At 46.8% G+C, this 25223-nt stretch carries 27 protein-coding genes; 15 read left to right on the top strand and 12 right to left on the bottom strand.

The genetic code is table 11. The annotated features are described in order from the left end of the window. Nucleotides 1-2 precede the first annotated feature (2 nt). Genes mgtE through J3P40_RS12085 form a run of 3 tightly spaced genes read right to left on the bottom strand, consistent with a single transcriptional unit; the run spans nucleotide 3 to nucleotide 3114 of the window. Nucleotides 3-1352, bottom strand: coding sequence for a magnesium transporter (gene mgtE, locus J3P40_RS12095; RefSeq protein WP_256005928.1), 1350 nt, complete (start codon nucleotides 1350-1352; stop codon nucleotides 3-5). 25 nt (nucleotides 1353-1377) lie between these two features. After that, nucleotides 1378-2499 (bottom strand): magnesium/cobalt transporter CorA, encoded by a 1122-nt coding sequence (corA, locus tag J3P40_RS12090; RefSeq protein WP_256005927.1) that lies wholly within the window; start codon nucleotides 2497-2499, stop codon nucleotides 1378-1380. A gap of 3 nt (nucleotides 2500-2502) precedes the next feature. Next, nucleotides 2503-3114 carry a WbqC family protein gene (locus J3P40_RS12085; protein ID WP_256005926.1) on the bottom strand — a complete coding sequence of 204 codons (612 nt, stop codon included), beginning with the start codon at nucleotides 3112-3114 and terminating at the stop codon, nucleotides 2503-2505. Between the two features lie 77 nt (nucleotides 3115-3191). Here J3P40_RS12085 and J3P40_RS12080 point away from each other — a divergent pair, with 77 nt between their 5' ends. Both J3P40_RS12080 and J3P40_RS12075 read left to right on the top strand, forming a co-directional pair. Further along, nucleotides 3192-4037, top strand: coding sequence for a lysophospholipid acyltransferase family protein (locus J3P40_RS12080; protein WP_256005925.1), 846 nt, complete (start codon nucleotides 3192-3194; stop codon nucleotides 4035-4037). Further along, entirely contained in the window at nucleotides 4037-5059 is a 1023-nt protein-coding gene (locus J3P40_RS12075) for a glycosyltransferase family 2 protein (RefSeq protein WP_256007074.1), read from the top strand. The genes J3P40_RS12080 and J3P40_RS12075 overlap by 1 nt, the downstream gene beginning before the upstream one ends. Here the strand turns inward: J3P40_RS12075 and aroQ are convergent. After that, complete coding sequence (gene aroQ / locus J3P40_RS12070) at nucleotides 5045-5467, bottom strand: type II 3-dehydroquinate dehydratase (protein WP_256005924.1); 423 nt, start codon at nucleotides 5465-5467, stop codon at nucleotides 5045-5047. The genes J3P40_RS12075 and aroQ overlap by 15 nt on opposite strands. A 48-nt stretch (nucleotides 5468-5515) precedes the next feature. On the opposite strand from aroQ, the gene xerD reads away from it, so the two are divergent. Further along, a complete protein-coding gene (gene xerD / locus J3P40_RS12065) occupies nucleotides 5516-6415 on the top strand; it encodes a site-specific tyrosine recombinase XerD (protein ID WP_256005923.1) in 900 nt (299 codons plus the stop codon). Here the strand turns inward: xerD and prmC are convergent. Then, a complete protein-coding gene (gene prmC / locus J3P40_RS12060; RefSeq protein WP_256005922.1) occupies nucleotides 6390-7247 on the bottom strand; it encodes a peptide chain release factor N(5)-glutamine methyltransferase in 858 nt (285 codons plus the stop codon). The genes xerD and prmC overlap by 26 nt on opposite strands. A 46-nt stretch (nucleotides 7248-7293) precedes the next feature. On the opposite strand from prmC, the gene ribD reads away from it, so the two are divergent. From ribD to J3P40_RS12035, 5 genes are all read left to right on the top strand, one after another. After that, nucleotides 7294-8361 carry a bifunctional diaminohydroxyphosphoribosylaminopyrimidine deaminase/5-amino-6-(5-phosphoribosylamino)uracil reductase RibD gene (gene ribD / locus J3P40_RS12055; protein WP_256005921.1) on the top strand — a complete coding sequence of 356 codons (1068 nt, stop codon included), beginning with the start codon at nucleotides 7294-7296 and terminating at the stop codon, nucleotides 8359-8361. Beyond that, nucleotides 8342-9208, top strand: coding sequence for an EamA family transporter (locus J3P40_RS12050; RefSeq protein WP_256005920.1), 867 nt, complete (start codon nucleotides 8342-8344; stop codon nucleotides 9206-9208). The genes ribD and J3P40_RS12050 overlap by 20 nt, the downstream gene beginning before the upstream one ends. Nucleotide 9209: 1 nt before the next feature. Further along, on the top strand, nucleotides 9210-9824 hold the full coding sequence (locus J3P40_RS12045) for an IMPACT family protein (protein ID WP_256005919.1): 615 nt from the start codon (nucleotides 9210-9212) through the stop codon (nucleotides 9822-9824). 112 nt (nucleotides 9825-9936) lie between these two features. After that, nucleotides 9937-10269 carry a hypothetical protein gene (locus J3P40_RS12040; RefSeq protein WP_256005918.1) on the top strand — a complete coding sequence of 111 codons (333 nt, stop codon included), beginning with the start codon at nucleotides 9937-9939 and terminating at the stop codon, nucleotides 10267-10269. A gap of 162 nt (nucleotides 10270-10431) precedes the next feature. Beyond that, the gene (locus J3P40_RS12035) at nucleotides 10432-11697 is read left to right on the top strand and encodes a chloride channel protein (protein WP_256005917.1); all 1266 of its coding nucleotides are present in this window, start codon (nucleotides 10432-10434) and stop codon (nucleotides 11695-11697) included. Nucleotides 11698-11832: 135 nt separating this feature from the next. On the opposite strand, the gene J3P40_RS12030 is transcribed toward J3P40_RS12035, so the two are convergent. Beyond that, nucleotides 11833-14115 (bottom strand): GH92 family glycosyl hydrolase, encoded by a 2283-nt coding sequence (locus J3P40_RS12030; RefSeq protein WP_256005916.1) that lies wholly within the window; start codon nucleotides 14113-14115, stop codon nucleotides 11833-11835. Between the two features lie 200 nt (nucleotides 14116-14315). On the opposite strand from J3P40_RS12030, the gene J3P40_RS12025 reads away from it, so the two are divergent. Together J3P40_RS12025 and mnmA are read left to right on the top strand one after the other, a co-directional pair. Beyond that, entirely contained in the window at nucleotides 14316-15773 is a 1458-nt protein-coding gene (locus J3P40_RS12025; protein ID WP_256005915.1) for an ATP-binding protein, read from the top strand. A gap of 119 nt (nucleotides 15774-15892) precedes the next feature. Beyond that, nucleotides 15893-16984: a tRNA 2-thiouridine(34) synthase MnmA gene (gene mnmA, locus J3P40_RS12020; RefSeq protein WP_256005914.1), complete on the top strand. Its 1092-nt coding sequence runs from the start codon at nucleotides 15893-15895 to the stop codon at nucleotides 16982-16984. On the opposite strand, the gene J3P40_RS12015 is transcribed toward mnmA, so the two are convergent. The 4 genes from J3P40_RS12015 to J3P40_RS12000 form a co-directional block, all read right to left on the bottom strand. Further along, a complete protein-coding gene (locus J3P40_RS12015) occupies nucleotides 16981-18150 on the bottom strand; it encodes a TlpA disulfide reductase family protein (protein ID WP_256005913.1) in 1170 nt (389 codons plus the stop codon). The two genes, mnmA and J3P40_RS12015, sit on opposite strands and share 4 nt — an antisense overlap. A gap of 201 nt (nucleotides 18151-18351) precedes the next feature. Beyond that, the gene (locus J3P40_RS12010) at nucleotides 18352-18513 is read right to left on the bottom strand and encodes a hypothetical protein (RefSeq protein ID WP_256005912.1); all 162 of its coding nucleotides are present in this window, start codon (nucleotides 18511-18513) and stop codon (nucleotides 18352-18354) included. A 54-nt stretch (nucleotides 18514-18567) separates the two neighbouring features. Next, nucleotides 18568-19254, bottom strand: coding sequence for an ATP-binding cassette domain-containing protein (locus tag J3P40_RS12005; RefSeq protein WP_256005911.1), 687 nt, complete (start codon nucleotides 19252-19254; stop codon nucleotides 18568-18570). After that, on the bottom strand, nucleotides 19251-19535 hold the full coding sequence (locus tag J3P40_RS12000) for a hypothetical protein (RefSeq protein ID WP_256005910.1): 285 nt from the start codon (nucleotides 19533-19535) through the stop codon (nucleotides 19251-19253). Before J3P40_RS12000 ends, J3P40_RS12005 begins: the two co-directional genes overlap by 4 nt. Nucleotides 19536-19623: 88 nt before the next feature. On the opposite strand from J3P40_RS12000, the gene J3P40_RS11995 reads away from it, so the two are divergent. Further along, complete coding sequence (locus J3P40_RS11995) at nucleotides 19624-19794, top strand: hypothetical protein (RefSeq protein WP_256005909.1); 171 nt, start codon at nucleotides 19624-19626, stop codon at nucleotides 19792-19794. On the opposite strand, the gene J3P40_RS11990 is transcribed toward J3P40_RS11995, so the two are convergent. Then, a complete protein-coding gene (locus J3P40_RS11990) occupies nucleotides 19791-20258 on the bottom strand; it encodes an OsmC family protein (protein ID WP_256005908.1) in 468 nt (155 codons plus the stop codon). The two genes, J3P40_RS11995 and J3P40_RS11990, sit on opposite strands and share 4 nt — an antisense overlap. A gap of 115 nt (nucleotides 20259-20373) precedes the next feature. Beyond that, nucleotides 20374-20886: a glutathione peroxidase gene (locus tag J3P40_RS11985; protein WP_256005907.1), complete on the bottom strand. Its 513-nt coding sequence runs from the start codon at nucleotides 20884-20886 to the stop codon at nucleotides 20374-20376. A gap of 287 nt (nucleotides 20887-21173) precedes the next feature. Here J3P40_RS11985 and J3P40_RS11980 point away from each other — a divergent pair, with 287 nt between their 5' ends. The 4 genes from J3P40_RS11980 to J3P40_RS11965 all read left to right on the top strand — a co-directional run bounded on the left by J3P40_RS11980 (nucleotide 21174) and on the right by J3P40_RS11965 (nucleotide 25221). Further along, complete coding sequence (locus J3P40_RS11980) at nucleotides 21174-21845, top strand: DUF6266 family protein (RefSeq protein ID WP_256005906.1); 672 nt, start codon at nucleotides 21174-21176, stop codon at nucleotides 21843-21845. A 10-nt stretch (nucleotides 21846-21855) separates the two neighbouring features. Then, entirely contained in the window at nucleotides 21856-22089 is a 234-nt protein-coding gene (locus J3P40_RS11975; protein WP_256005903.1) for a putative signal transducing protein, read from the top strand. Between the two features lie 154 nt (nucleotides 22090-22243). After that, a complete protein-coding gene (gene topA, locus J3P40_RS11970) occupies nucleotides 22244-24817 on the top strand; it encodes a type I DNA topoisomerase (RefSeq protein WP_256005901.1) in 2574 nt (857 codons plus the stop codon). After that, complete coding sequence (locus J3P40_RS11965) at nucleotides 24817-25221, top strand: hypothetical protein (protein WP_256005898.1); 405 nt, start codon at nucleotides 24817-24819, stop codon at nucleotides 25219-25221. The genes topA and J3P40_RS11965 overlap by 1 nt, the downstream gene beginning before the upstream one ends. Nucleotides 25222-25223 lie beyond the last annotated feature (2 nt).

The raw sequence follows: 25223 nt of genomic DNA, 5'->3' as shown, positions 1-25223 counted from the left end.
AGTTAAAGTAAAAGTTTGCTCGCCAAACCAAGCAGCAGCAAAAATCCGAAAACATCTGTAAAAGTTGTAATAATAATTGAAGAAGCAATGGCCGGATCGATTCCAATTCGCTTTAAAAACAAAGGAATGCCCGTACCCGTCACAGCCGCTATCATCAGATTGCCGATCATCGCAAAAAAGATCACCAGGCCGAGCATCGGATTTGCATCGAAATACAATGCGAAAATAAATACGATCAAGCCAGTTACCGCCCCGTTTATTAAACCTACGGTAAACTCCTTCAATACCGCCCGGTAAGCCTGATTGTCCGTTAAATCGTAAAGGGAAATCCGCCGCACCGTAACAGCAAGCGCCTGGGTGGCCGCATTCCCACCCATACCGGCAATAATGGTCATATAGGCAGAGAGCACCGGTATGCGGTTTAGCGTTGGTTCATAATGCCTGATCACGCCAGATGCAAGAAATGCAGTACCAAGGTTCACAATTAACCAAGGCAGGCGCGACTTCACAGCCTCCACCCAGTTACCCGACAGCTCCTCATCCTCAGAAACCCCGGATATCTTAAGGATATCCTCCGTGTTTTCTTCCTCCAGTACGTCAATCACATCATCAAAAGTTACCCTGCCCAGCAGCTTCATGTCACTGTCAAGCACCGGTATACTCGTGATGTTATATTGCGAAATCAGTCTCGCTACCTCCTCCTGGTCCGTATCAGGGTGCACCCAGGCCACCTCTGCCCTTACAAGTTCCGTGATCTTTACGTTGCCCTTTGATCTGATGATATCCTCCAGCGACACAACCCCTTGGAAAACATTGGCATCATCTATTACGTACACAGTATAAAACTCCTCAATTTCTTCACTTTGCCGGATGATCTCGTCGATAGCATCCTTCTTCATCATGTTCACATTAATACGGATAAACTCCGTATTCATCAAACCACCGGCCGTCTCATCGTCGTAGCTCAGCAGGTTCCGGATATGAGAAGCATCATCTTCGTCCAGTTCTTCCAGTATCTCCAGTTGTTCGTGCGCTTCCAGTTGAGAGAGAATATCCGTCGCATCATCGTAATCGAGCTCTTCAACCACCTCGGCACGCTTTTCCGGATCCATCTGCAACAATAGTTCCTCCGGATGCGCCTCTTCAGTCATTTCCGAAAGCACCTCAGAAGCCGTTTCTACAGGAAGTAAATTGATAATACGCTGCCTGTCATGGGGCTGCAGACTAGCGAAAAGAATGGCAATCTCCGAGGCATGATATTCAGCCAGAACAGCCGAAAGCTGCTCATCGCTGCCGCTTAAGGCAGCCTTTATCTTGGAGATATCACGCTTATCCAGTTCAAATGATTGCACGGCACTAAGGTAATAATAATAGCCCCTATTTAAACCATCCCTTTTTCCAGAAATATATAACCTGAACTACCGCAATAAACGCCATTACTGCAATCGTATACACGTAACCGTGGGCCTCATATAATTCCGGCATATTACCCGGAAGCTCCTTGCCGGTCGCCGGATCTACCCGGGCAAAATTCATCCCGTAAATGCCCGCTATAAAAGTCAGCGGAATAAAGATAGACGAAATAATCGTTAGCACCTTCATAATCTCGTTCATCCGGTTGCTAATGATCGATAGATACATATCAATATTACTCACCGAGATCTCCTTCAGCGAATCAACAATATCAATAAGCTGAATACAGTGATCGTAAGCATCCTTCACATAGGTCTTTGTCTGATTCGGGATCCTCGGACTGTCACTGCGTAGAATATCGTTCAATTTGTCGCGCTCCGGCCAAACCACCCGCCTTATCGAGATAAGGTTGCGCTTAATAGACTGCGTGTCGTACATCACCGAGCGATCCGGATTGGCAAACAAGCGGTCCTCGATAGCATCCAGATCATCGCCCCACTTATTCAGAATCTGAAAATAATGGTCAATAATATTATCCATCAGCGCATACATCAGATAGCTGCTTCCTCCCGTACGTATATTTCCTTTGCCAGCCTTCAACCTGGATCTTATAGGATCGAGACAATCCTCATAACTTTCCTGAAAGGTGAATAAAATATGATCGAACAAAATGAACGACACCTGAACATTATCTACATCTTCATTTTCGTCGATATACAGCATCCGGCTAATCGCAAAATCATAGCCCTCATACTCTTCAAGCTTCGGACGCTGATAAGTGCGCGTAATATCCTCAAGAATGAGCTTATTAATATTGAAATTCAGGTTCAGTTCCTCAAACACCGCCTCAGAATCCAGACCCTTCACTTCTACCCAGAAATTATAGTTCCGGTCGGTCACACACTCATGCAAGCCCTCAAATCCTGCCAGTTCCGAAATCTCATAATGGTCGGCGTTATACTTATACAGCCTTACAACCGTCTTTAAAGCATTCGGATCAATATAAACCAGACCCGGACTGGAACCGGCCTCCGGCAGCGAATATCGCTTACGCTTGTGGTGTTTGCGTCTTGGTTCCTTTGGCATAGATTACAGATAAGATTTAGACTGCGGCCCCTGGTTAAACAACAAGTCAACCACACTTAAGTTTGGCAGGAAGCCCTGACGGTCGTCAAACACCTGGAAATAAGGCTTGGCAGTAAACCCTAGGCAATCCCTTTTCGGATGAATACGCTCCCTGAAATCGAGTTCGACAGGCAAATCATCTTTGTAGTCGTCCGTAAAACCGATCTGCATATCCTTCTTCAACTGTTTAAAAACCCATGTCAGTAATTCCAGGTTATAGTCAAAAAGAAAAGAATATTCCCGCTCATAAAACTGTACAAACTCATCCTCATAAAACTCAAAATAGGCCGAGTTCCGGTAGCAACTCGTCAAGCTCTTCCAGTGCAGGCGCTGCCATCTGAAATCATTGCTGATCCGCACATCCTTTACCTTAGTATGAACCTTGGCACCCTTTATTACCGGAACAATCAAATCAAGCGCCCCATTTGGCGAATAAATCTGCGCCCTGTTCCGGTAAGTTTGCTTTACAAAATGCTCCTCCCGCTCCAGCAGCAGCTCTGGTTCAAAGGCTTTTAAAGCAGAAAAATAAGCAACCGGCGGAAGATAAAAAAGCGGGAATATAGCTGAACTTTGCATCTGATAAATTATGTTTGCATTCTCAATTCGCCAAAATAATGATAAAAAAAGGCTTTTCTTATACAGGCATATTTTTTTTGAAGCTTTTATCATTACTACCTTTCAGCATACTGTACATCATCTCCGATCTGCTCTTTGCCATACTATACTACATCTTTCGCTATCGCCGTAAGGTTGTACAAGAAAATCTTCGTAACTCCTTCCCCGACAAAACTGAGGCTCAATTGGCTGTAATCGAGAAAGCCTACTACCGGCACCTCGCCGATCTCATCATAGAGATTGTGAAACTCGACAGCATTACCGAAAAACAAATCCTGGAAAGAGTAAAATTTAAGAACCTCGAAGTCATAACCAACCTGCTTAACGATGGTAAAAGCGTGCTCGCCTGCACTGCTCATTATAGCAACTGGGAACTGGGTATGATGGCCTTCGGCATTTGCATACCTGCAAAGTCATACGTGATCTATAAGCCGCTTAACAACACAGCCTTCGATAAGTGGTTTTATAAGGTCAGAACGCGAACGGGCAACATATTTATCACCATGAGGCAAACCCTTCGGGCGGTAGCTGCCACCAAAAATGAAGTAACCGCATTCTGTTTTGCAGGCGATCAAACCCCTATTCGGGAAGAAGCCCGGCATTGGATCAATTTTCTTAATCAGCCTACCGCCGTCATCACCGGTATCGAAAAGATCGCATTGCAAACCGGCCGCATACCCATCTATCTCGATATGCAGCGCGTGCGCCGGGGATATTACGAAGTAGAATGTACGCTGATCAACACGGAACTTGCCCCTGCCGGGACCACCGAATTTCCAATTACAGCAGCTACCTTTGCGCTGTTAGAAAACATTATACGTAAAAACCCGCCCTTCTGGCTTTGGAGCCACAGGCGATGGAAGCACAAACCAATAGCCGAATGATGACAACCCCGAGTGTAGCCGTAGTGATCCTGAACTGGAACGGTCAGAAATTATTGCAGCAATTTCTGCCAGGCGTCGTCATGTCGCAGTACCCAGATCTGCAGCTTATTGTGGGCGACAATGCCTCTTCCGACGAGTCCGTCGCTTTCATTAAGGCCAACTATCCTCAAATCCGGATCATTGAAAACGACAGGAACTATGGATTTGCAGAGGGTTATAAAAGAGTGCTCAGTCAGGTAGAGGCCGATTATTATGTGCTGCTCAATTCTGATGTCGAGGTGCCGCCCGACTGGATTCATCCGGTAATCAAATATATGGAACAGGACCCGCTTATGGCGGTCGCTCAGCCTAAAATCAAATGGCAGGTCAACAAAACCAAGTTCGAATACGCCGGTGCCGCCGGAGGTTATCTCGATCTGCACGGCTTCCCTTTCTGTCGCGGTCGGTTGTTCGACACGGTAGAAGCAGATTACGGGCAATACGACCAGGCATCCGAAATCTTCTGGGCAAGTGGTGCCGCTCTTTTCATCAAGAGTCGCTGCTGGAAGGAAGTTGGCGGTCTCGATCCCGATTTCTTTGCGCATATGGAGGAGATCGACCTGTGCTGGCGACTCAAAAACCTGGGTTATAAGATCGGGTACTGTCCCCATGCAGAAGTCTATCATGTTGGCGGCGGTACGCTCGACAGCAACAACCCCTATAAAACCTATTTGAACTTCCGGAACAACCTGGTCATCATGCAAAAAAATCTCCCGCTAAACGATGCCTGGTCCAGGATATTCATTCGTATGTCGCTCGATTTCGTAGCATGGATACATTTCATGATTCAGGGTAAACCCGATTTCGCCTTCGCCATCAATAAAGCGCACTGGCATTTTTTAACGAGCCTGAATCATAACGCCCGAAAAAGATCAGGCAAACAGATTCCTTTCCAGCAACATGGCGGACAATACCCGCACAGCATAGTTTATGCGTATTTTATCGAAAAGATCAGGTTTTTTAGCCAGTTAAAGTGGTTTTAACAGACTTTCAATAGCAAGCCGGTAACCATCCAGACCAAAGCCTGTCAGCACTCCTTTACAATTCTTTCCCGTCAGCGACACATGCCGGTATTCCTCCCGCGCATAAATATTAGATACATGCACCTCAATCACAGGTGTATTTATTGCCGCAATCGCATCTGCCAAAGCCACCGAAGTGTGGGTATACCCTCCCGCGTTAATCACGATGCCGTCATAGGTAAAGCCCACTTCGTGCAACTTATTGATCAATTCACCTTCCACGTTGCTCTGAAAATAGTCAATTTGCATCACCGCGTACATGGCCCGCAACTGCTCCATATACGTTTCGAAACCAACGTCGCCATATATCCCCGGTTCACGGACGCCGAGCAGGTTAAGATTGGGACCGTTTATTATTTGTATCTTCATTGCCTCAAACATAAACTATAAAACTTACAGAATAAAATCTTTTTTGACGTGCAGATCGAAGCCTGTTTGCGACCTTATAAAAATTACCTGCGACTGGAACGCGGCTTGTCGGCCAACTCCATCGAGGCCTATCTGAGTGATGTACGTAAACTGGATCAGTACCTTCAGTCTGTTTCTAAAACTACTGATATAAGGTTAATTGATATCTACCATCTAAAGGAATTTATTACATGGATATCAGAACTCGGGATGCTTGCAAGCAGCCAGGCCAGGGTCATCTCCAGTATCAAATCCTTCTTTTCTTTCCTTGTGCTTGAGCAATTGATCATAGAAGATCCAAGTGAAGTCCTCGACGCACCGCGGATACCCCGCAAACTGCCTGACGTCCTCAACGTAGAAGAAATCAATGCACTCATAGGCGCGGTAGATGCATCTAAACCAGACGGTATGCGCAATAAAGCAATGCTTGAAATACTTTACGGATGTGGGCTGCGAGTATCAGAGCTCGTCAATTTGAAGCTGTCGCAGATATTTATCGAAGAGGGATTTATCAAGGTACTGGGAAAAGGCAACAAAGAACGTCTCGTACCCATAGGTAGTACAGCCCTTAAAATGCTGATGATATATCTTGAGGAAGTGCGTGTTCACGTTAAAATTATCCCTGGGTATGCCGATTACGCCTTCCTTAGCCGTCGGGGTTCCGGACTCACCCGGGTATTCGTGTTTAAAGTCATCAAATCCCTGGCTGAAAAAATCGGGCTCAACAAGGCAATCAGTCCGCACACTTTCCGGCATTCCTTTGCTACACATCTTATAGAAGGCGGGGCCGATCTGCGGGCCATTCAGGAAATGCTCGGACATTCAAGCATCACTACAACGGAAATTTATATGCATCTCGACCGCGATTACCTTCGCTCGGTTGTTATGCAGTACCATCCAAGAAGTTAGCTCTTATCATTCTGTCGTTTCCCTGCATGTCTTGTTTTAGCTCAATGTTTGTAAAGCCTTTGGAAGAAAGCATTTTAACAGTTTCGACGCCATACCTGGCGTTAATCTCAAAAAACAGCAAACCACCTTTCCTAAGACTAACTTTCGCAAAATCTGCGATCGCCTCATAAAACAACAATGGTCGTTCATCCGCAACAAACAAGGCCAGATGCGGCTCAAAGTCCAGTACATTCGCATGCATTTCAGCCTTTTCCGACCCACCAATATACGGGGGATTGCTTACAATAATGTCGTATTTATCCGCTGTGGAAAACGTTAATATGTCAGCTTGAACAAAATGCACATCCACATCATTCAAAAGCGCATTATTGCCAGCCACCTCAAGTGCCTCTTCAGATATATCGAGTGCAGTTACAACCGCCTCAGGGATAAACTTCTTAAGTGAAACCGCAATGCAACCACTACCCGTGCCTATATCCAAAATCTGCAATCCTTTACGTGTATTGCACGACCGTATCACCCAGTCGACCAATTCTTCCGTCTCTGGCCGTGGTATAAGCACATTTTTATTCACCCTAAAAGTAAGTCCGAAAAAGCTTGCCTCGCCCAACACATATTGCAAGGGTTCCCCCGCTTTCAAGCGCTCAAGAATTTTAATATAAACCTCATGTGCATCAGCGCTCAACGGATCATCGTGTGCCATTGTAGCCTGCGACCGGCGCATGCCGGTAAGATGTTCAGTCACCAGATAAAACACCGAGCTAATTTCATCCCGATCATAGATGTTACTTAACTCATTAGTGAAAAATTGCAATAATTGCTTTAAATTCATGCGTTGCAAAAATAGTAAATCCAACATTAAACTTACTTTTGCTGAGATGACAAAAGAGCTATACATGCGTCGCTGCCTCGAGCTGGCAGAAATGGGCATCGGAAACGTAAGCCCAAATCCAATGGTAGGCTGTGTTATTGTGCATAACGATACCATTATCGGCGAAGGGTATCACGCCAGGTTTGGTGAAGCGCACGCGGAAGTCAACGCCATTAACGATGTCTTCAGGCTGCATGGCGAGCACGCGCCGCAACTGCTCCGCGAAGCTACGCTGTATGTCAACCTAGAACCCTGCGCGCATCACGGCAAAACACCACCCTGTGCAGACCTGCTCGTAAAGCACCAGATCAAAGAAGTCATCATAGGCAATAAAGATCCCTTCGCCGATGTCAACGGCAAAGGCATAGCACGCTTGCGCGATGCAGGTATTGCTGTAGAAACCGGCTTGCTCGAGCAGGAATGCAGTCAGCTCAACAGGCGCTTCTTCACCAGGATTACGCAGCACCGGCCTTATATTATTTTGAAATGGGCTACAACGGCCAACGGCTACTTTGCACCAAAAAACACCCTTCAGGAATGGATCAGCGGACCGCTTGCAAAAAAGCTGGTGCATAAATGGCGTACAGAAGAAGACGCCATACTCATAGGCAAGCGTACTGCCATGGCCGATAATCCCCTGCTTACCACAAGGGAGTGGACAGGTAAAAATCCTGTGCGGATATTAATTGACCGCCAACTGCAGGTTTCAACCTCAAGCCATTTATTCAATGACCAGTCTAAAACGCTCATATTAAATGAGGTAAAGACAAAAACTGAGAATAACATATGTTATATCCAGATGGAAGACATGCAGAACTACCTGCCTCAGAAGATAGCCTTCCAGCTTTACCTGATGGATATACAGTCTGTTATCATAGAAGGCGGGGCAAACACCCTATGTCAGTTCATAAAAGCCGGACTATGGGATGAAGCGCGCGTGTTCACTTCAGCCACATCCTGGCAGGAAGGTGTGCGCTCACCGCAAGTAAATGGATTCATTGCCGAACAGCTGGATATCCATAACGACCGGCTTACCATCTATCAAAACCAACTGAATGCTGTACCTTTTCATTAGCGTCTGCTGCAGCGTAACCGTAGCGGTTATGTTGAAGCTTGCACGTCGATACAAAATCAATATCCACCAAGCCGTTACGTGGAACTATTTCTTCGCTATCATCCTGGCCATTTTCTTTTTCCGACCAGAAGTACGGACCTTAAGTCCGTCTAACTTTTCGCTGGTCTACCTGGCTTTAGGAATCCTGCTCCCATCTATATTCTGGTTTTTGGCCGCGTCCGTCCGAAATATAGGCATCGTCAAAACCGACATCGCGCAGCGATTATCCCTGTTCATTCCTATCATAGCGGCCTATGTCGTCTTTCAGGAGCGTTTCAGTACGCTTAAGATTGTCGGGCTCTGCGTTGGCTTCCTTGCTATATTTTTTACACTCTACAAAAAATCGTCCGAACACAAAAGCGGACAAAGGTGGATATATCCGCTCATGGTTTTTATCGGGTTTGGAGTTATAGATACTCTCTTTAAGCGCGTTGCCCAGGTTCAAACCATACCCTACACCAGTTCACTCATCCTCATTTTTGGCCTGGCTTTCATCCTTTCCCTTTGCGCAATTATGTACCTGAGGCTGGTCAGAAAGCAGCGTTTGCAAATGGTCAATTTCGCCTGCGGATGCATCCTTGGCTTCTTCAATTTCTTCAACATCCTGTTTTACCTCAAGGCACATCAGGCCATGGCCGATAATCCCTCCACCGTATTTGCTGCCATGAACATGGGCGTTATCATTGCCGGAACCCTCGTCGGGATCTTCCTCTTCAAAGAGAAACTAAACCGGCTGAATTATCTGGGACTTACCTTCGCGCTCTGCGCCATCATCCTGATCGCCATAGCCCAGAAATACCAGATCTGACATGTTATTCGACGATACCTACAAAACCATAGCTCAGTCGGCCGAAGGGCTCTTTAAGGACAAAGGCAGTAAATTTATCGCCTATGCCTATCCCGTTTCGTCCGACGAGCAGGTGAAGACTATCCTGCAGCAACTTCGTGCTGAACACCCTAAAGCGCGACATCACTGCTGGGCCCTGCGGCTCACGCCGGATAAAAGTGTGTTCCGGTTGCAGGACGACGGAGAACCTTCGGGAACAGGCGGTCGTCCCATCCTGAACGCTATCCTCAGTGCAGATCTCACCAATATACTTATTGTCGTGGTACGCTATTTTGGCGGCACGCTGCTTGGCGTACCCGGACTCATCAACGCCTATCGCACCGCTGCTGCCGATGCTATTTCCGTCGCGCAGGTCATCGAAAAGACGGTCAACGACATCTACGAAATCACCTTCGATTACCTGGTCATGAACGACGTTATGAAGCTCATCAAGGACCAGCAGCTTAACGTCATTTTCCAAAGCTTCGACAGCACCAGCACCATGCGGTTTGAAGTGCGGAAGAGTCAGGTAAACGTTGTGGCCGACCGGCTGAGCAACATACAAGGTCTTGAGGCCAAATACCTGTATACCGGCTAAAGCAACGGCATCATCCACTGTCAGTTTCCTTGTCAAAAACCACAATTCCCAAACAAAAACCGGGCATTGATGTTGAATATTCAGCGAGAAGAGCAAAGTTATTCAACATAAAATGAGCACATCTATGTTTACCAAACTGAAAGACAAAGCAACCTTAGCCCTTGGAGGCTCTATATTAAGAAGATACGAAGCAGAAGAGCTCAATGCCGGAAAACGCTTGATCTCCGTCATCGCTGGCGCATACATATTGCAGCGCGGAATCAAAGCACTCAAGACCCGTCCTGTTATCGCTGCCGAAGAAATTATCCTTGGCGGCATGCTGCTGTTCAGCGCAGCAAGCGGACTAAACAAAAAGATAACGAGGCGACCAGTCGAACCCTCCGATTTTCGTCGCAATCAGATACAGGGCAACGACCCTGCATCTGGCGTTCCTGCATTTGTCTAGCGGCGCTGCATTAATCGCATCACCTATGAAAAACAAGACACGCCTGTCCGCATTGCTGACAGGCGTTGTCAATTAAAAAGCCCTCATCTTCGCATTTTAAATACCCGATTACTACCTTTGCGCAAAATTTCCTAACGCTCTGGGTCTCAAAATCAATCAACTATGCGAGAAACAGTCATACGTTACAATTATTTCAAATTAGCATTAGCATCCATCATTGTAGGTCTTTTTGCCTGCCTGCTTGCCGATTCGCTAAAATATATCACCGAATACTATCAGCATCTTATCTTCAACCGGGCCAAAAGCATCCCTTATCTGTTCGTTCTGCTGCCCTCCGTCGGCATCACCCTCATATACTTCCTTCGCAAGTATCTTTTCAAGGGCAAGCAAAACAAAGGAATAAAAGAAATATACCAGACCATATCCAATCGTAAAAACCAGTTGCCCGCCTTCAAAATACCGTCCCATTATTTCAATGGATTTTTAACGGTCATCTTCGGAGGATCTACCGGCATAGAAGTTTCCACCGTAGTATCCACAGCTACCATTGGTGCTATGGCACACAAGCGTGAAGACATCGCCAACCTCTACAAAACCGAACTGGTATGCGCTGGCGTAGCCGCAGGAGTAGCTACCTTGTTTGGAAGTCCGCTGGCCGGAATGCTCTTCGCGGTCGAAGTCATCTCCAGGAAAGTCACTAAAACCGTATTATTAAGCACCGCGTGCGCTTCGCTCATTGCCTGGCTGTTCATGATCCTGCTCCGTGGTGAAGCCATGTTTCATTTCAGCGTATCCGAATGGAAGCCTGCTGCCATGCCTTTTTTCATCCTGCTTAGTTTGCTGGCCGCCTGCCTGGCCGTGTATTTCACGCGGACCGTCATCTTTATCAAAGCCCGTTTTTCCAAAATATCGAGCAACTTTATCCGGGTAAATGCAGGCGCGGTACTCGTCGGACTCGCGATCTTTCACTTTCCGCAGTTGTATGGCGATAGTTACCATGCCATCCCAGGATTAATGAAGCAGCTTCAAAGCAATAACTATACCTCGATGCTTCCGCTATTGCTGGCTGCCGTTGTATTGCTTAAACCGCTGGTCGCATCGCTCACCCTTGGTGCTGGGGGCGACGGCGGAGTGTTTGCGCCAAGCATAGTAGCCGGCGCCTTTCTGGGTATGCTCACGGCCACAGTGTGCAACCACTTTTTCGGCACCGAGCTGGTGGTAGTCAACTTCGCCCTTGTAGGTGCCGCTGCTGTACTTAGTGCCGCAATCCATGCACCCTTCACCGCCATAGCTTTGGCCTGCAGTATGGTCCTTGGCGGCTACATGCTGATTATCCCCGTCCTGTTAGCCTGCTTCCTATCCAGCTATCTCGCTAAATACCTCTGTAGCTACAACGTCTACACCTATAAAGAACAAAAAGCCGTATAAACACAAAGCGAGGGTAAACCCTCGCCCTGTTTTTTTTATATCTGAATTAAATGTCTTTGAGGGAGCCTCAGCGCTTTTGTTGCGCAGCATCAAAAGATGCAGCTCCCGAAAAGAGATTTAATTAGTACAACATGCTTACTTTTTGACTTTCCCCGTCATAAAAAACTTCAACTTGCCCCCATTCATAATGTCAGCATGCTTAAGCTTCCAGTCCGTAACAGGCTTATCATTCAGCAGTACCTTAGAAACATAAACATTCTTGTTGCTCTGGCCAACAGCCTCAATCTCAAGCGTCTTACCGTTCTCTAAAGTCAGCACCGCGTTTTTCACGGCCGGACTGCCAATCGCATATTCATCAGAACCTGGCGCTACAGGATAAAAACCCAGAGAAGAAAACATATACCAGGCACTCATCTGACCGCAGTCATCATTACCACCTAAGCCATCAGGCGTCGGCTTGTACTGCATCTTCAGGATCATACGTACCCGTTCCTGAGTCTTCCATGGCTGTCCCACCCAGTTATACAAGTATGCCACATGGTGTGCCGGTTCATTGCCATGCACATAGCCCCCAATAATCCCCTCACGTGTAATATCCTCCGTGTCCGCAAAAAACTCATCAGGAAGATGCATGGTAAACAACGAATCCAGCCGGGAAGCCACGCGTTTAGCCCCACCCATCTTCGCAATTAGTCCAGCCGGATCATGAGGTACAAAGAAGCTGTAATTCCAGGTATTGCCCTCAATAAAACCCTGACCGTGCGTGCTCAGTGCATCAAAATCCTTTTTAAAACTACCATCGGCAAGTTTAGGCCGCATAAAACCTATCGACGGATCAAAATTATTCACCCAGTTGCCAGAGCGCTTCATAAATTCATTGTAAACCGACTGCTTACCGAGTTTCTTTGCAATCTGCGCAATGCACCAGTCATCATAAGCATACTCCAGCGTATTCGAAACAGAAGTACCATTACGCTCTGCAGGGATATAGCCAAGATCAATATAGTCACCTATGCCCTCATAATTCCTGTGATTAGCCGTTACAATACAAGCCTCAAGCGCTTTTTCCGCATCACCATCGTACACGCCTTTAATAATTGCATCCGCCAAAACCGACACACTATGATAACCGCTCATACACCAGTTGTCATTCGCGTAGTGCGACCAGATCGGGAGCATCTTCAGAGAATTTTGCTCATAATGTGCCATCATCGACTTCACAATGTCATTATTACGAGAAGGCTGCATGATATTGAAAAAGGGATGCAAAGCCCGGTAGGTATCCCAAAGCGAAAACGTCGTGTAGTTCACAAATCCGTTTGCCTTATGGACGTTCTGATCCAAACCCTTATACTCGCCGTTCACATCGCTATAATTTGTCGGGTTCACAAAAGCGTGGTACATCGCTGTGTAAAAGTTGATCTTGTCATTCTCAGACGCACCGATTTTTATCTTGTTCAGCTCCTTATTCCAATCCTGTTGCGCCTGAGCCTTTACCTGCTCAAAATCCCAGCCCGGAATCTCAGCACGCATGTTTTCCAGTGCATTGGCCTGGCTCACGGGCGATAGCGCGAACTTGATTTTCACCTTCTCCCCCTCATCCGTTGCAAAGTCAAAGTACATCCTGATTCGCTTTCCGGCGATCTCAGGGTGGTTCTTTGTCTGATCAAACTTGCGCCAGAAGCCACGGTAAACCGGTGCCGGCTCAAAATTCTTTTGTCCGTATTCTCTAAAAGGCTTCGAGAACGACATCGCAAAGTAAACCGTCCGCGTCCGCGCCCAACCGTTCGTTTGCCGGTAACCTGTAATCAGCGTATCATTCACCACCCGCACATACGTCCAAACCGTCTTGTCCTCATAATTATAAATACCCGACATCAGGTCGAGGATAATATGCGAGTCATCCGATTTAGGGAAAGTATACTGATGCATACCCACGCGATTAGTCGCCGTCAGCTCCGCCAGGATATTATGATCGTCAAGCTTAACCTTATAATAGCCCGCTTCTGCCACCTCATTGGCATGAGAAAAAGCCGAACGGAAGCCCGATCTAGGATCAGACGCCACACCCGGATTCATTTGCAGCTTACCCTGCGTCGGCATAATCAGGAAATCACCAAGATCAGAGTGTCCCGTTCCGCTAAAATGCGTGTGACTAAAACCTACAATCGTCTTATCTTCATATTTATAGCCTGCACAATACTTATACACCTCACCGTTATACTTACCGTTTACCGCATACGGAATAGTGTCCGTATCCGGACTCAGTTGTACCGCGCCGAACGGGACCGTAGCGCCCGGGTATGTATGCCCCATCTTTTCCGTTCCAATAATAGGTTTAACGTATTTAACCAGAGCCTGTTGGGCGTCAGCCAGACCAGGAACCAGCAGCAAACCAAAAAATAGAATTTTCTTCATAAAAGATACCGTGTTTTATGCTGTCTAATATAGAAAAATAATTCCACACGCCCGCTTCGTTGCCGCTTCCCGTGGGTACTATTTGCCTTGATAAAAACATTACACAAGACGACGGTATCAAGCTTATCAGCGACTTTTTCGTTAAAATAAAGTAAAATTAATAGTCTTATTCTTACATTTGTGTAGAAAATAATCAAATAATGAAAGTATCATCTGTTATTCCGACACCTAAGATTATAGAAAGGCTCCAATATGAAAATCCCTGGTGGATATCCAAGGTGATCCATCCCGCTTACAGTTCGATGTCAAGGCGACTGTACTTCGAGCTTTTTTACCCTTACGTAAAAGAAACGGATGTAAGGCGTGCCGTTGTTCTGATGGGACCTCGTAGGGTCGGAAAAACCGTGATGATGTTTCACGCCATATCACAGCTTATCGATGACGGGATCAATCCCCAGCGAATATTTTTTATAGGAATTGACAACCCGATATACATGAACCTGGGGCTTGAAGATATTCTTTTACTGTGCCGCGACGCGTTGCAATTGGCGGACTTGCACGGATGCTATGTTTTTTTCGATGAGATTCAGTACTTAAAAGACTGGGAACGTCATTTAAAAGTATTGGTCGATACTTACCGGGATTGTAAATTTATTGTATCGGGCTCGGCCGCCGCTGCCTTGAAATGGCACAGTTCAGAAAGCGGAGCTGGCAGGTTTACCGACTTCATGTTGCCACCGCTCACATTTCAGGAATACATCCACCTGAAAGGCATGGCGCACCTGTTAAACAAAGGAACCCTTACATACTCCGGGAAAACCGCTCCTTTCACAGTAACGCACGATATCAAAGTATTGAATAAGGAATTTGTCAACTATCTTAATTTTGGCGGGTACCCGGAAGTTGTCTTGTCCGAAAAGATACAAGACGATATGGGCCGCTATGTTAAGAATGACATTGTAGATAAAGTACTGTTACGCGACTTGCCTAGTCTATACGGAATCAAGGACGTTCAGGAACTGAACAGGTTTTTCAGTTACATTGCTTACAATACCGGAAACGAGTTCTCCTTCGAAAAGCTGTCAAAAGAAAGCGGTATTGTGAAAGAAACGATCAAGCGATACTTAGAATATCTTGAAGCAGCATTTTTGATTAAAGTCCTGAATAAGGTCGACATAAACGCCAAGCGATTAAAGCGGATAACAAGTTTTAAGGTCTACCTCACAAATCCCTCCCTTCGCACTGCGCTGTTCTCTCCAATATCCGACAGTGACCCCGAAATGGGGAACCTTGTCGAGACCGCGCTGCTATCACAATGGATGCACCGGGAGAAACTGGATTTAGCCTACGGGCGTTGGAAGGCAGGAAGATCCGAAGGAGAGGTTGACCTCGTGTTATTGGACGACAAAAGATTTAAGCCACTATGGGGCGTAGAAATTAAATGGAGCAATCGTTATTTCGATAAACCACAAGAGTTGAGTAGTTTGGTTCAATTTTGCGAAACCAATCAGTTCAATGCAGCATTGGTCACCACAATCGATAAAGAAGGCGTCCGGGAAATCGGAAATATTGCCCTTACTTTCATACCCGCGGCATTGTACGCATATCATATCGGAGTAGTTACCCTACAGAAGAAAGCTCAGCAAAGCTCAATCTGATATTTACGCTAGCCTGACCCCAATATTTAAATAAGCCCCAAATAAACACTATTTTTGCCGCTGAAATTGGAGCTGTTTTCAATTTAATCACCGGACCTTGAACCCGGGTAGATCGCAACATGAGTAAAAGAGGAAGAATATTGGTCGCCATGAGTGGCGGCGTCGACAGTTCAGTAGCATCTGTAATGCTGCACGAACAAGGATACGAGGTTATAGGCCTTACCATGAAAACATGGGATTACGCCACCTCAGGCAGCAACAGCAAAGAAACCGGCTGCTGCAGTCTCGATAGCATCAATGATGCCCGCGCACTGGCGGTCAACTACGGCTTCCCTCATTATATATTGGATATACGCGATGAATTCGGCGACTTCGTGATCGACAACTTCGTGGACGAATACCTCGCCGGACGCACACCTAACCCCTGTGTACTTTGCAACACCCACATCAAATGGGAAGCATTGCTTAAAAGAGCGAATAAACTAGATTGTGAGTTTATTGCCACGGGCCACTATGCCAATATCCGCCTGCAAGACAACGGTCGCTACGTCATTTCCAAAGGAAAAGACGAAAACAAAGACCAGTCATACGTACTCTGGGGTGTTTCCCAGGAAAACCTAGCCCGTACCCAATTCCCTTTAGGATCCTTTACCAAAGCCGAAATCAGGCAAATGGCGCTGGATATGGGACAAGAGGAACTTGCCAAAAAAAGCGAAAGCTACGAAATATGTTTTGTTCCGGATAACGACTACCGGGCCTTCCTTCGTCATAAAGTGGAGGACCTCGACGAGCGCGTTGGCCCGGGCAACTTTGTCCTGAGCAACGGCAAAGTGGTAGGTCAGCATAAAGGCTACCCATTCTATACCATTGGTCAGCGAAAAGGCCTGGGAATAGCCCTTGGCGAACCGATGTTCGTTACCCGAATCCTCCCCGAAAGCAATACCGTTATGCTGGGCCGGGCGGATGAGCTTGAGCGTGGAGAAGCCTTGGTGCGCAACCTGAACCTGGTAAAATACGAAAGCATTGAGGAACCTATGGATAACGTGGTTACCAAGATCCGCTATAAAGATGCCGGTACACTAAGCACCATCGTACAGGAAAAAGATAAGATGCGCGTGTTCTTCGATCACAACGTTTCTGCCATCGCACCCGGACAATCGGCCGTATTCTACGAAGGTAACGATCTGCTCGGCGGCGGCTTCTTGTGTTAATCTTTCACGTGCTGGGCGACCTTTTTAGCCAGCAAGCCATCGGCGTGGCCAACCCATGAATCGAGAAGCACACCCTCCGGGGAGATGATCACATAGTGCGGAATGCCGCTTACGCCGAATTTTGCTGCAAGACCGCTATTACCCAGGCCGTCACTAAGATTGATCCAGTTCATTTTATAGGAAGCACAGGCCTTTTTCCACGTTTCCCTGTTGCGGTCGGTACTAAAACTGATCACGGCAACCTTATCCTGCATGCGTTCATGAAGCGCCTTCAAATCCGGCATAGCCATGATGCAGGGACCACAGCCCACGCTCCAGAAATCAATCAGCAAATACTTGCCACGATAGTCGGCGAGCCTGCGGCTGTTACCCTCCAAATCCCTCAACATCGTATCGGCAATCTGCTCTCCCACCTTCACCACCACTGGCGGAAAAAGATTTACGCGAATCTCCGATCCCTGATCATTATTCTTTTCCTGATTGCTCAGACCACGATAGACATCAGTTACCCGCCTCCTCAAGACTGTGTCAGAACCGTATCTTACTGTTCGCGACAAGTCATTTAACACACCCATCCATACCCTGTCATGTTTCTTTATGGTCGTCAGAAGCGCCAGCTCGTTGTACGACACCTTGCTATGGAGCCCGTCCTGTATCCGGCGGAGCGAATCTACACTAGCCCAGATGCGTTTGGTTTTTGCTTCATCTGCCCCCTCCCTCTGCTCCAGCAAGGCGCTTTCCTGGGCCGATAAGCCTTGCAGTTCGTCGAGTACAAGCTTGCTCGCCCGCATAAACCGCTGTTGCACTTGTTGTTCAGGAACCTTGCTCGATACCTTCCATGTTTTCAGCAGCTTATTTTCACCCGCAATTGCTACACTACTGCCGGGCGTAACCCATATATCCAGCCATTTCGAAGGAAAGCCAGGGCCATCGCCGATCAGTGCCATCGCCGTGAGCTCTGTAGCCTCCCCTGAGAAATAAAAACCGCCATTCTTCACCGTATCCGTACCAAGGGTCGTCAATAAGTTACCCTCGTCTCGCATCAGGCGAATCACCGCACCATCTCCCACACCCTTTAACTTTCCATGAATAGTATACTTTTTTTGGCCAAAAGCCAAGGCAACCGGAGCCAGCAGCAGCAGGATTGCGAGATTGCGTTTAATCATTTTGCGTTTGATTTGATAACTCTAATATACGACAATCTTTTGTAAGCCACATAGCCAGCTACCGCAACTAATATGAACATCCATAAATTGGTCAGGAACAGAAGAAACTCCACAAACATGATCCATCCTGATTGGATATTCAGCATGAGCCGGTTCACAAAAGGCGGCCTGTAATCAGCTGCTTCGTACCTTGCACATCCTTCACCCGAATCTCATATCAGCCGTCTTGATCACCTTATCCGACAACAGCGTATCCGCGTTTTCTTCAAGGGGCGCAGTCGCATCCGCATGTTCGCCATGTCTATTTTTGTCGCAGCCCAAAGCCACCATTGCGAATACACAATAGATTAAACACCTTTTCATAAAATTAAATAATTTGGATTTAGTATTAATACAGGAAAAGGCAAAAAGGTAACCCTATCCTCTCGGCTCCCACTCTACAACAATGTGTCTTTGCAGATAGCCAAAATCGATCAGGTCAGTAGCCCGGTTAACCTTTTTGGTATTTCCTTCCTGCATCAGGATCACCCTAGATGATATTTCGAGTACGTTGCGGTAATCATGGTCGGTAACCACAATCCCCTTACCACTTGCACTCCGGATAATATCTTTCACAATTTCCACATGCAGGGGCGCCAGACCATTAAAAGGTTCATCTAAAAGCACGTACTTCGCATCTGAGTTCAGAAGCAGCAAGATTTCTATAATACGCTTCTCGCCGCCCGACAAATCTCCAGGCAAACGTTTCAGAAAAGGTTGAACATGAATACTTCGTCGAAGTACATCGGCGTTCGGGCTGCTGCAAAAGCAACATAATATACTTTCGATACTTATGTGGCTGGGTAGAAAGTTATCTTGTGGCAGGTAACGCATTAGTCGGCGCGACCGGAACGAATCAGCAAGCCGGAGGTTGTCTATAGAAATGTATTTATAATCCGCCGATAGCGTCCCAGATATAATCTTAAGTAAAGTCGACTTTCCCGAACCGTTTCGCCCCAGAAGTCCAACAGTCTCACCAATCTGGCAAGACAGGAACACATCATTCAGCACAAAGCGCCCGCGGAATTGTTTCCTCACACTGTCAACATGCAAACCAGAACTCATAAAGCGAAAAATATTGCCGCCATCACCATGCCTACCAAAAGCGTGCTTAACCATAACAACCGCCTCGAGAGGCCCATGTTATGGTAAAACAAATACTCATTTTTGTAGGTCCAGTCGTACACCAGAAGATGCGCAGTAGGCATCAGCAACAACATTCCCAGTCCTGTACCGGCCATCACGCGCGACCAGCCCATCATAAAAAACGAAAGCAGGAAAGATAAAAGAAATGCCGGCAACACCAGCCGACGTTGAAAATACCAAAGGGCGCTAATTATTTGCATCTTGCTGAGCTCTAGTTAATGTCCCTCAAAATAAATATATTTGATCAATCAACCTAACGCAATCAACAAACGCTAACCGAAAAATCATATGTTCAGCTTCTTTAGTATCTTCCCCTACCTGTATTTCGCTGCCATGATCGGCGCCGCCATTTATTTCTTCTGGATTATAAACGATATCCGTAAATCCAGCAGGAAGCGCAACGCCATCCTGAAAGATATCCATGAAGAAATGAAAAGGGACAAAGGTTCCGGCGTTTAAACCAAAATCTCCGGCTCATGGCGCACCGGGAAGTTCAGCGAGCGTGCAATAAAACAAAACTCATTTGCTTTCTTGTGAAGTTCCTCGGCTTTCCCAAGCATATCTGCGTTCGCCACCTTAACTTTTGGTTTCAAAACGATCTCTTTGAAAGCGCCTGAACCATCAGAATTTTCGAGCATTAAGCCACTGGCTTCGTCACGGTATTCCAGCACAATAATACCTGCTTCAGCACAGAGATGTAAATACCAGAGCATGTGACATGACGAAACCGACGAAAGCAACAGCTCCTCCGGATTGTACCTTTTTGCATCACCCCTGAAAGCCGAGTCAGAAGAACATTCAATAGCCGGACGGCCCGGTGCCTGAATCAGGTGATCGCGCTTATATGAGGTATAATTGAAGGTTCCGCTGCCTAGATTGCCCGTCCATTCCACTGTCGCCTGGTACTGATGTTTCTTCTCCATGATTTCAAGATTTGGTTACCTAAAATAACATTCTACGGCCAAAAAAGCAAAAAGGGAATGTTAAAGCATTCCCTTTTTATTTACGGTGCACCAAAAATTCAGTGCATCACTTGTGTTAAATATTTTTCACAACACTCTCGTCGAGCGGCTTTACTTTGGAGCGGTAGCGGTGTATAAGTTTTCCGTTCTCGTCGATGAGGAATTTCTCGAAATTCCAGTTGATATCGCCTTTGAAATCAGGGTTTTCAGCTGTGGTAAGATACTTGAACAGCGGCGTGATGTCATCGCCTTTTACACTGCTCTTTTCAGCCATCAGAAATGACACATCAAACTTGCTCGAGCAAAACTCCTTGATCTCGCTGTTGGTAGCCAGTTCCTGTCCCCCAAAATTTCCCGCAGGAAAACCAATAACAACCAGCTTTTTACCATACTGCTTATGTAGTTTCTCAAGCTCTTCATACTGCGGCGTAAAACCGCATTTCGAGGCAGTGTTCACGATCATGATTTTCTTGCCTTTAAATTTAGACAGGCTGATCTTTTTACCATCGATACTGGTAAACGAAAAATCGTGTACGCTTTTTGCCGGCGGCGTAAAAAGCAGGCTCAGCATAATCAATAATGTAGTCATAAATATGGTTTTTTTATTAGACGAATATACACACAAAAATATTGCCTGAATAATTGAAAAGCTTGGCATTTCAACGGCCATTGCGTGTGTCAATTAGACTGCTTTTAGACTGGTATTACACTGCTATTAGACTGGTATTAGTCTGCTTAAACCAGTGTAAAAGCCGTTTTATAGCAGTATAATATCAGCGGAGAACCAGCGTAAAATATTTACCCAATGGCTTGGCAGTTTCGGTTATTTTTCTTTATTATTGTTTAAACGTTTATTAAATATTAAAAAATAAAATTATGGCTAGACTAAAAAATGGTCCTTACGGGTTCCTGATCGGGTTACTTGGGAACATCGTAAATTACGTAAGACGCGGGGAAAACGTGACGAGGATGCGTCCGCGAAAAACGGCAAAGCGCAGGAAAAAAGCTACGGGCAAACTGGCCGATTCTCAGGCAAGGTTTCGCATGGCGCAGAAGTATGTGAGTCCGCTGAAGGATTTTGTGTGCTACAGCTTCCACCCGGCTACAAAGGGTACTACGAAGATTCCGCAAAATGCGGCGACGAGCCTCTTCAGGGAGCACGCCATTATGGGTGAGCATCCTAACCTGTGGGTCGACTACAGTAGGGTGATTGTGAGTGAGGGAAATCTTCCTGAACCGCAAAATGCTGCGGTTTCGTTTGAAGACAATGTCCTTACCTTCACCTGGGATGTGGATGCCAATTGGGGTTATGCCCGCAGGAGCGATCAGGTCATGGTGCTCGCTTATTTGCCGGATACCATGAGGGCTTTTTTCATTGTGGGTGGTGCGCGGCGCACGGCTGGTGTGGAAACACTGGAGATTAATCCGGAAAAATCCAAGTCATGGTTAGGTGAGTCAGATACGGTAGTGGAGACTTATGTAGCCTTTATATCGAACGACAGGCAGCGGGTGTCTGACAGTGTGTATTGCGGACAAATCTCCCTTTAATTAATTGAGCATGAAAAACGATAGCGGCCGACTGGTACAAGTGTTTTCTGGCGATGTTTGGAAAGCGAAGATGATAGAAAGCATGTTTCTGGAACATGATTTACCGTGTATGGTCAAGAATGAACATATGAGTTCCATTGAATCACCGGCCGTTAGCGCCGGTGGTTTCAATGCTGCCGAAGTGTGGGTGGCTGCTGAAAATGCGGAGCTAGCAGGGCAACTTGTCCAGGAGTTCTTTAGTTAAGCGTTCAGTCTCAGGCTTGTTATAACATAAGCTGGTAAAACCTAGCGATTTACTGGATGGGTGACAATGTAGTTGCGCTTATTTTATTATAAAATTCCGATCTGATTTTGATATTCGGCTTAATTATAGCTTTATTTGCAGAAAATCGGTCTGAATGGTCAAAAATCTGTTAATCGTCGAGTCTCCTGCAAAAGCCAAAACCATCGAAGGATATCTGGGTAAGGATTTCCTTGTTAAGTCTAGTTACGGACATATCCGGGATCTGGTTAAGGGCGATATGGCTATCGACATTGACAATAATTTTGCGCAGACTTACGAGGTGCCTGCAGACAAGAAGCAGGTGGTGGCTGAGCTGAAAAAGCTGGCTAAGCAAGCAGAGATGGTCTGGCTCGCATCCGATGAGGACCGCGAGGGAGAAGCGATTTCATGGCACCTGTTCGAGACGCTTGGCCTGAAAGAAGATAAGACAAAACGGATCGTTTTTCATGAGATCACTAAACCGGCTATACTTAAAGCTATTGAAGCGCCGAGACGCATCGATTATAACCTGGTGCATGCGCAGCAGGCCCGGAGGGTGCTCGACAGGCTGGTGGGTTTTGAGCTTTCGCCGGTGTTGTGGAAGAAGGTGAAGCCTTCTTTGTCGGCCGGAAGGGTACAATCGGTAGCCGTAAGGCTTATTGTAGACCGCGAACGCGAGATTAATAAGTTTAACGCTGTGGCGGCTTTCAAGATCACGGCAGAGTTCTCTACCGGCAATGGCCGCGAGCTGGTTAAGGCTGAACTTCCGCACCGCTTTGGTACCGAGGCAGAGGCAGAAAGTTTTCTGAAGGATTGCATGAACGCTTCGTTTTCGGTGTCGTCATTGGAGACTAAGCCTGCCAAACGCAATCCGGCAGCGCCGTTTACAACCTCTACCCTGCAGCAGGAAGCTGCCCGGAAGTTGGGTTATTCGGTTTCCCGAACCATGCAGATCGCGCAGCGCTTGTACGAAAGCGGGCGTATTACTTATATGAGGACAGACTCTGTGAATTTATCGGAGACTGCGCTTCAGGCTGCAGCGGCAGAAATTAATTCGGCCTGGGGAGAAAAATATCATCAGAGAAGGGTATATAAGACCAAATCGGCCGGTGCACAGGAAGCGCATGAGGCTATTCGTCCTACCTACTTTAATCAGCATACGGTGCCGGGCGACAGCTCTGAGCAGCGTTTATATGAATTGATCTGGAAGCGTTCTATCGCCTCGCAGATGAGTGAAGCGCTTTTTGAGAAAACCACAGCGCAGATTGGAATCAGCACCCGCGGTGAACATCTGGTTGCCGAGGGCGAAGTGCTTAGGTTTGACGGATTCCTAAAAGTGTACCTGGAATCGTCGGACGACGATGATGCAGACGACAGCGAAAAAGCTGGTTTGCTGCCGCCGCTCACACGCGGACAGGCGCTTACGCTGAATGAAATGCTGGCTACGGAACGTTTTTCGCGTCCGCCTGCTCGATATACGGAAGCTAGTCTGGTAAAGAAACTTGAAGAGCTGGGTATAGGCCGGCCTTCCACCTATGCGCCTACCATATCTACTATTCAGAACCGCGGTTATGTGGTTAAGGAAGACCGGGATGGAAAGCAGCGTAGTTTTACTTGCATCAGGTTGCATAAAGGTGCTGTAAATAAGCAAACTAAGACAGAAATAACCGGAGCCGAAAAGGCTAAATTATTCCCTACCGACATTGGTGAGGTGGTGAACGATTTCCTGGTGGAGCATTTTAAGGGTATTGTGGATTTCAACTTTACGGCAAGCGTAGAGAAGGAGTTTGACGAGATCGCTCAGGGGCTTCAGGAATGGACTAAGATGCTCCACTCTTTTTATAAGCCTTTCCATAACGAGGTGGAGGTGACATTGGAGACTGCCGACCGCGCCAATGGGGAGCGTTTGCTTGGAACAGACCCTGCCACGGGCAAGAATGTGTATGCTAAGGTAGGCCGTTTTGGTCCCCTGGTGCAGATTGGCGAGAACGACGACGAAGAGAAGCCGCAGTACGCTAGTCTGACGAAATCGCAATCTGTGGCTACGATAGGCCTGGAAGATGCACTGGAACTTTTTAAACTCCCGTTTGCACTCGAAGACTATCAGGGTAAGGAAGTGATGGTGGGCATAGGTCGCTTTGGTCCCTATGTAAAATGGGGCGATGCTTTCATCTCTGTGCCGAAGAACGAGGATCCGCTGACGATAGATCAGGCGCGTGCGCAGGAGATTATCGATGAAAAGATTACTGCTGATGCGCCGGTAGCGCATTTTGAGGGCTTGCCGGTAACCAAGGGTACTGGTCGCTTCGGTCCTTTCATTAAATGGAACGATTTGTTTATCAATGTGCCGAAGGCCTATAATTTCAATCACTTAAAGCAGCAAGACATTGAGGAACTGATCCGTAAAAAACTGGATAAAGAAGCCAACAGGTTCATTCAGCAGTGGCCGGAAGAAAAGATTGCTATTGAAAATGGTCGCTGGGGACCTTTCATTCGCTTTGGTAAAGACATGCTGAAGCTGAAAAAGAATCCGGCTACCAACGATAAATATACTGCTGAAGCGCTTGCGGAGATTTCGCTGGATGAGGTAAAGAAACTGATCGTGGAGCAGGTTCCGGACGCCTTTACGCCTAAGGTGAAGAAAACAGCCGCAAAGAAAACGACCGCTAAGGCTGGTGCACGGAAAACCACGGCGAAAGCAAAGAAGTAATGAAAAAGGATCTGCCTGAAAATATTGTAGAAGATGTGGCCATGGCCGTTGTGCTGATGGGCGACAGGCCTGAGTCGGGCGACTGGACGGTATACGTGGTTAATCTGAAGGAGAGTCCGATCAACAATGTGCTGATCAGTTCTAAGGGTTATGGCGAGAAGGACGGTCGGCAGGTTAAAACCTCTGTACTGCGGCATTTTCTGGGCGACATTGATGCCCAGGCTTTTGCTGGTGTGGAAGCTATTGACCCGCAGGTTTTCGGTCTCACCAACGAGTACTGGCTCAGCTATTATATAGACGGGGTCATCTACGATAAGAAGTTTATTTTCCTTCCGGAGAGCATTGTCGATGATAACCTTATTCATATCCCGCTGGTAGACAAGCCGGGTGTGATGATCAGGTAAGC

Source organism: Pedobacter deserti (genome assembly GCF_024436415.1).
Classification (GTDB): Bacteria; Bacteroidota; Bacteroidia; order Sphingobacteriales; family Sphingobacteriaceae; genus Pedobacter; species Pedobacter faecalis.
The sequence above is the reverse complement of the archived record's forward strand: the minus strand, read 5'-3'. Positions and strand labels throughout refer to the sequence as shown.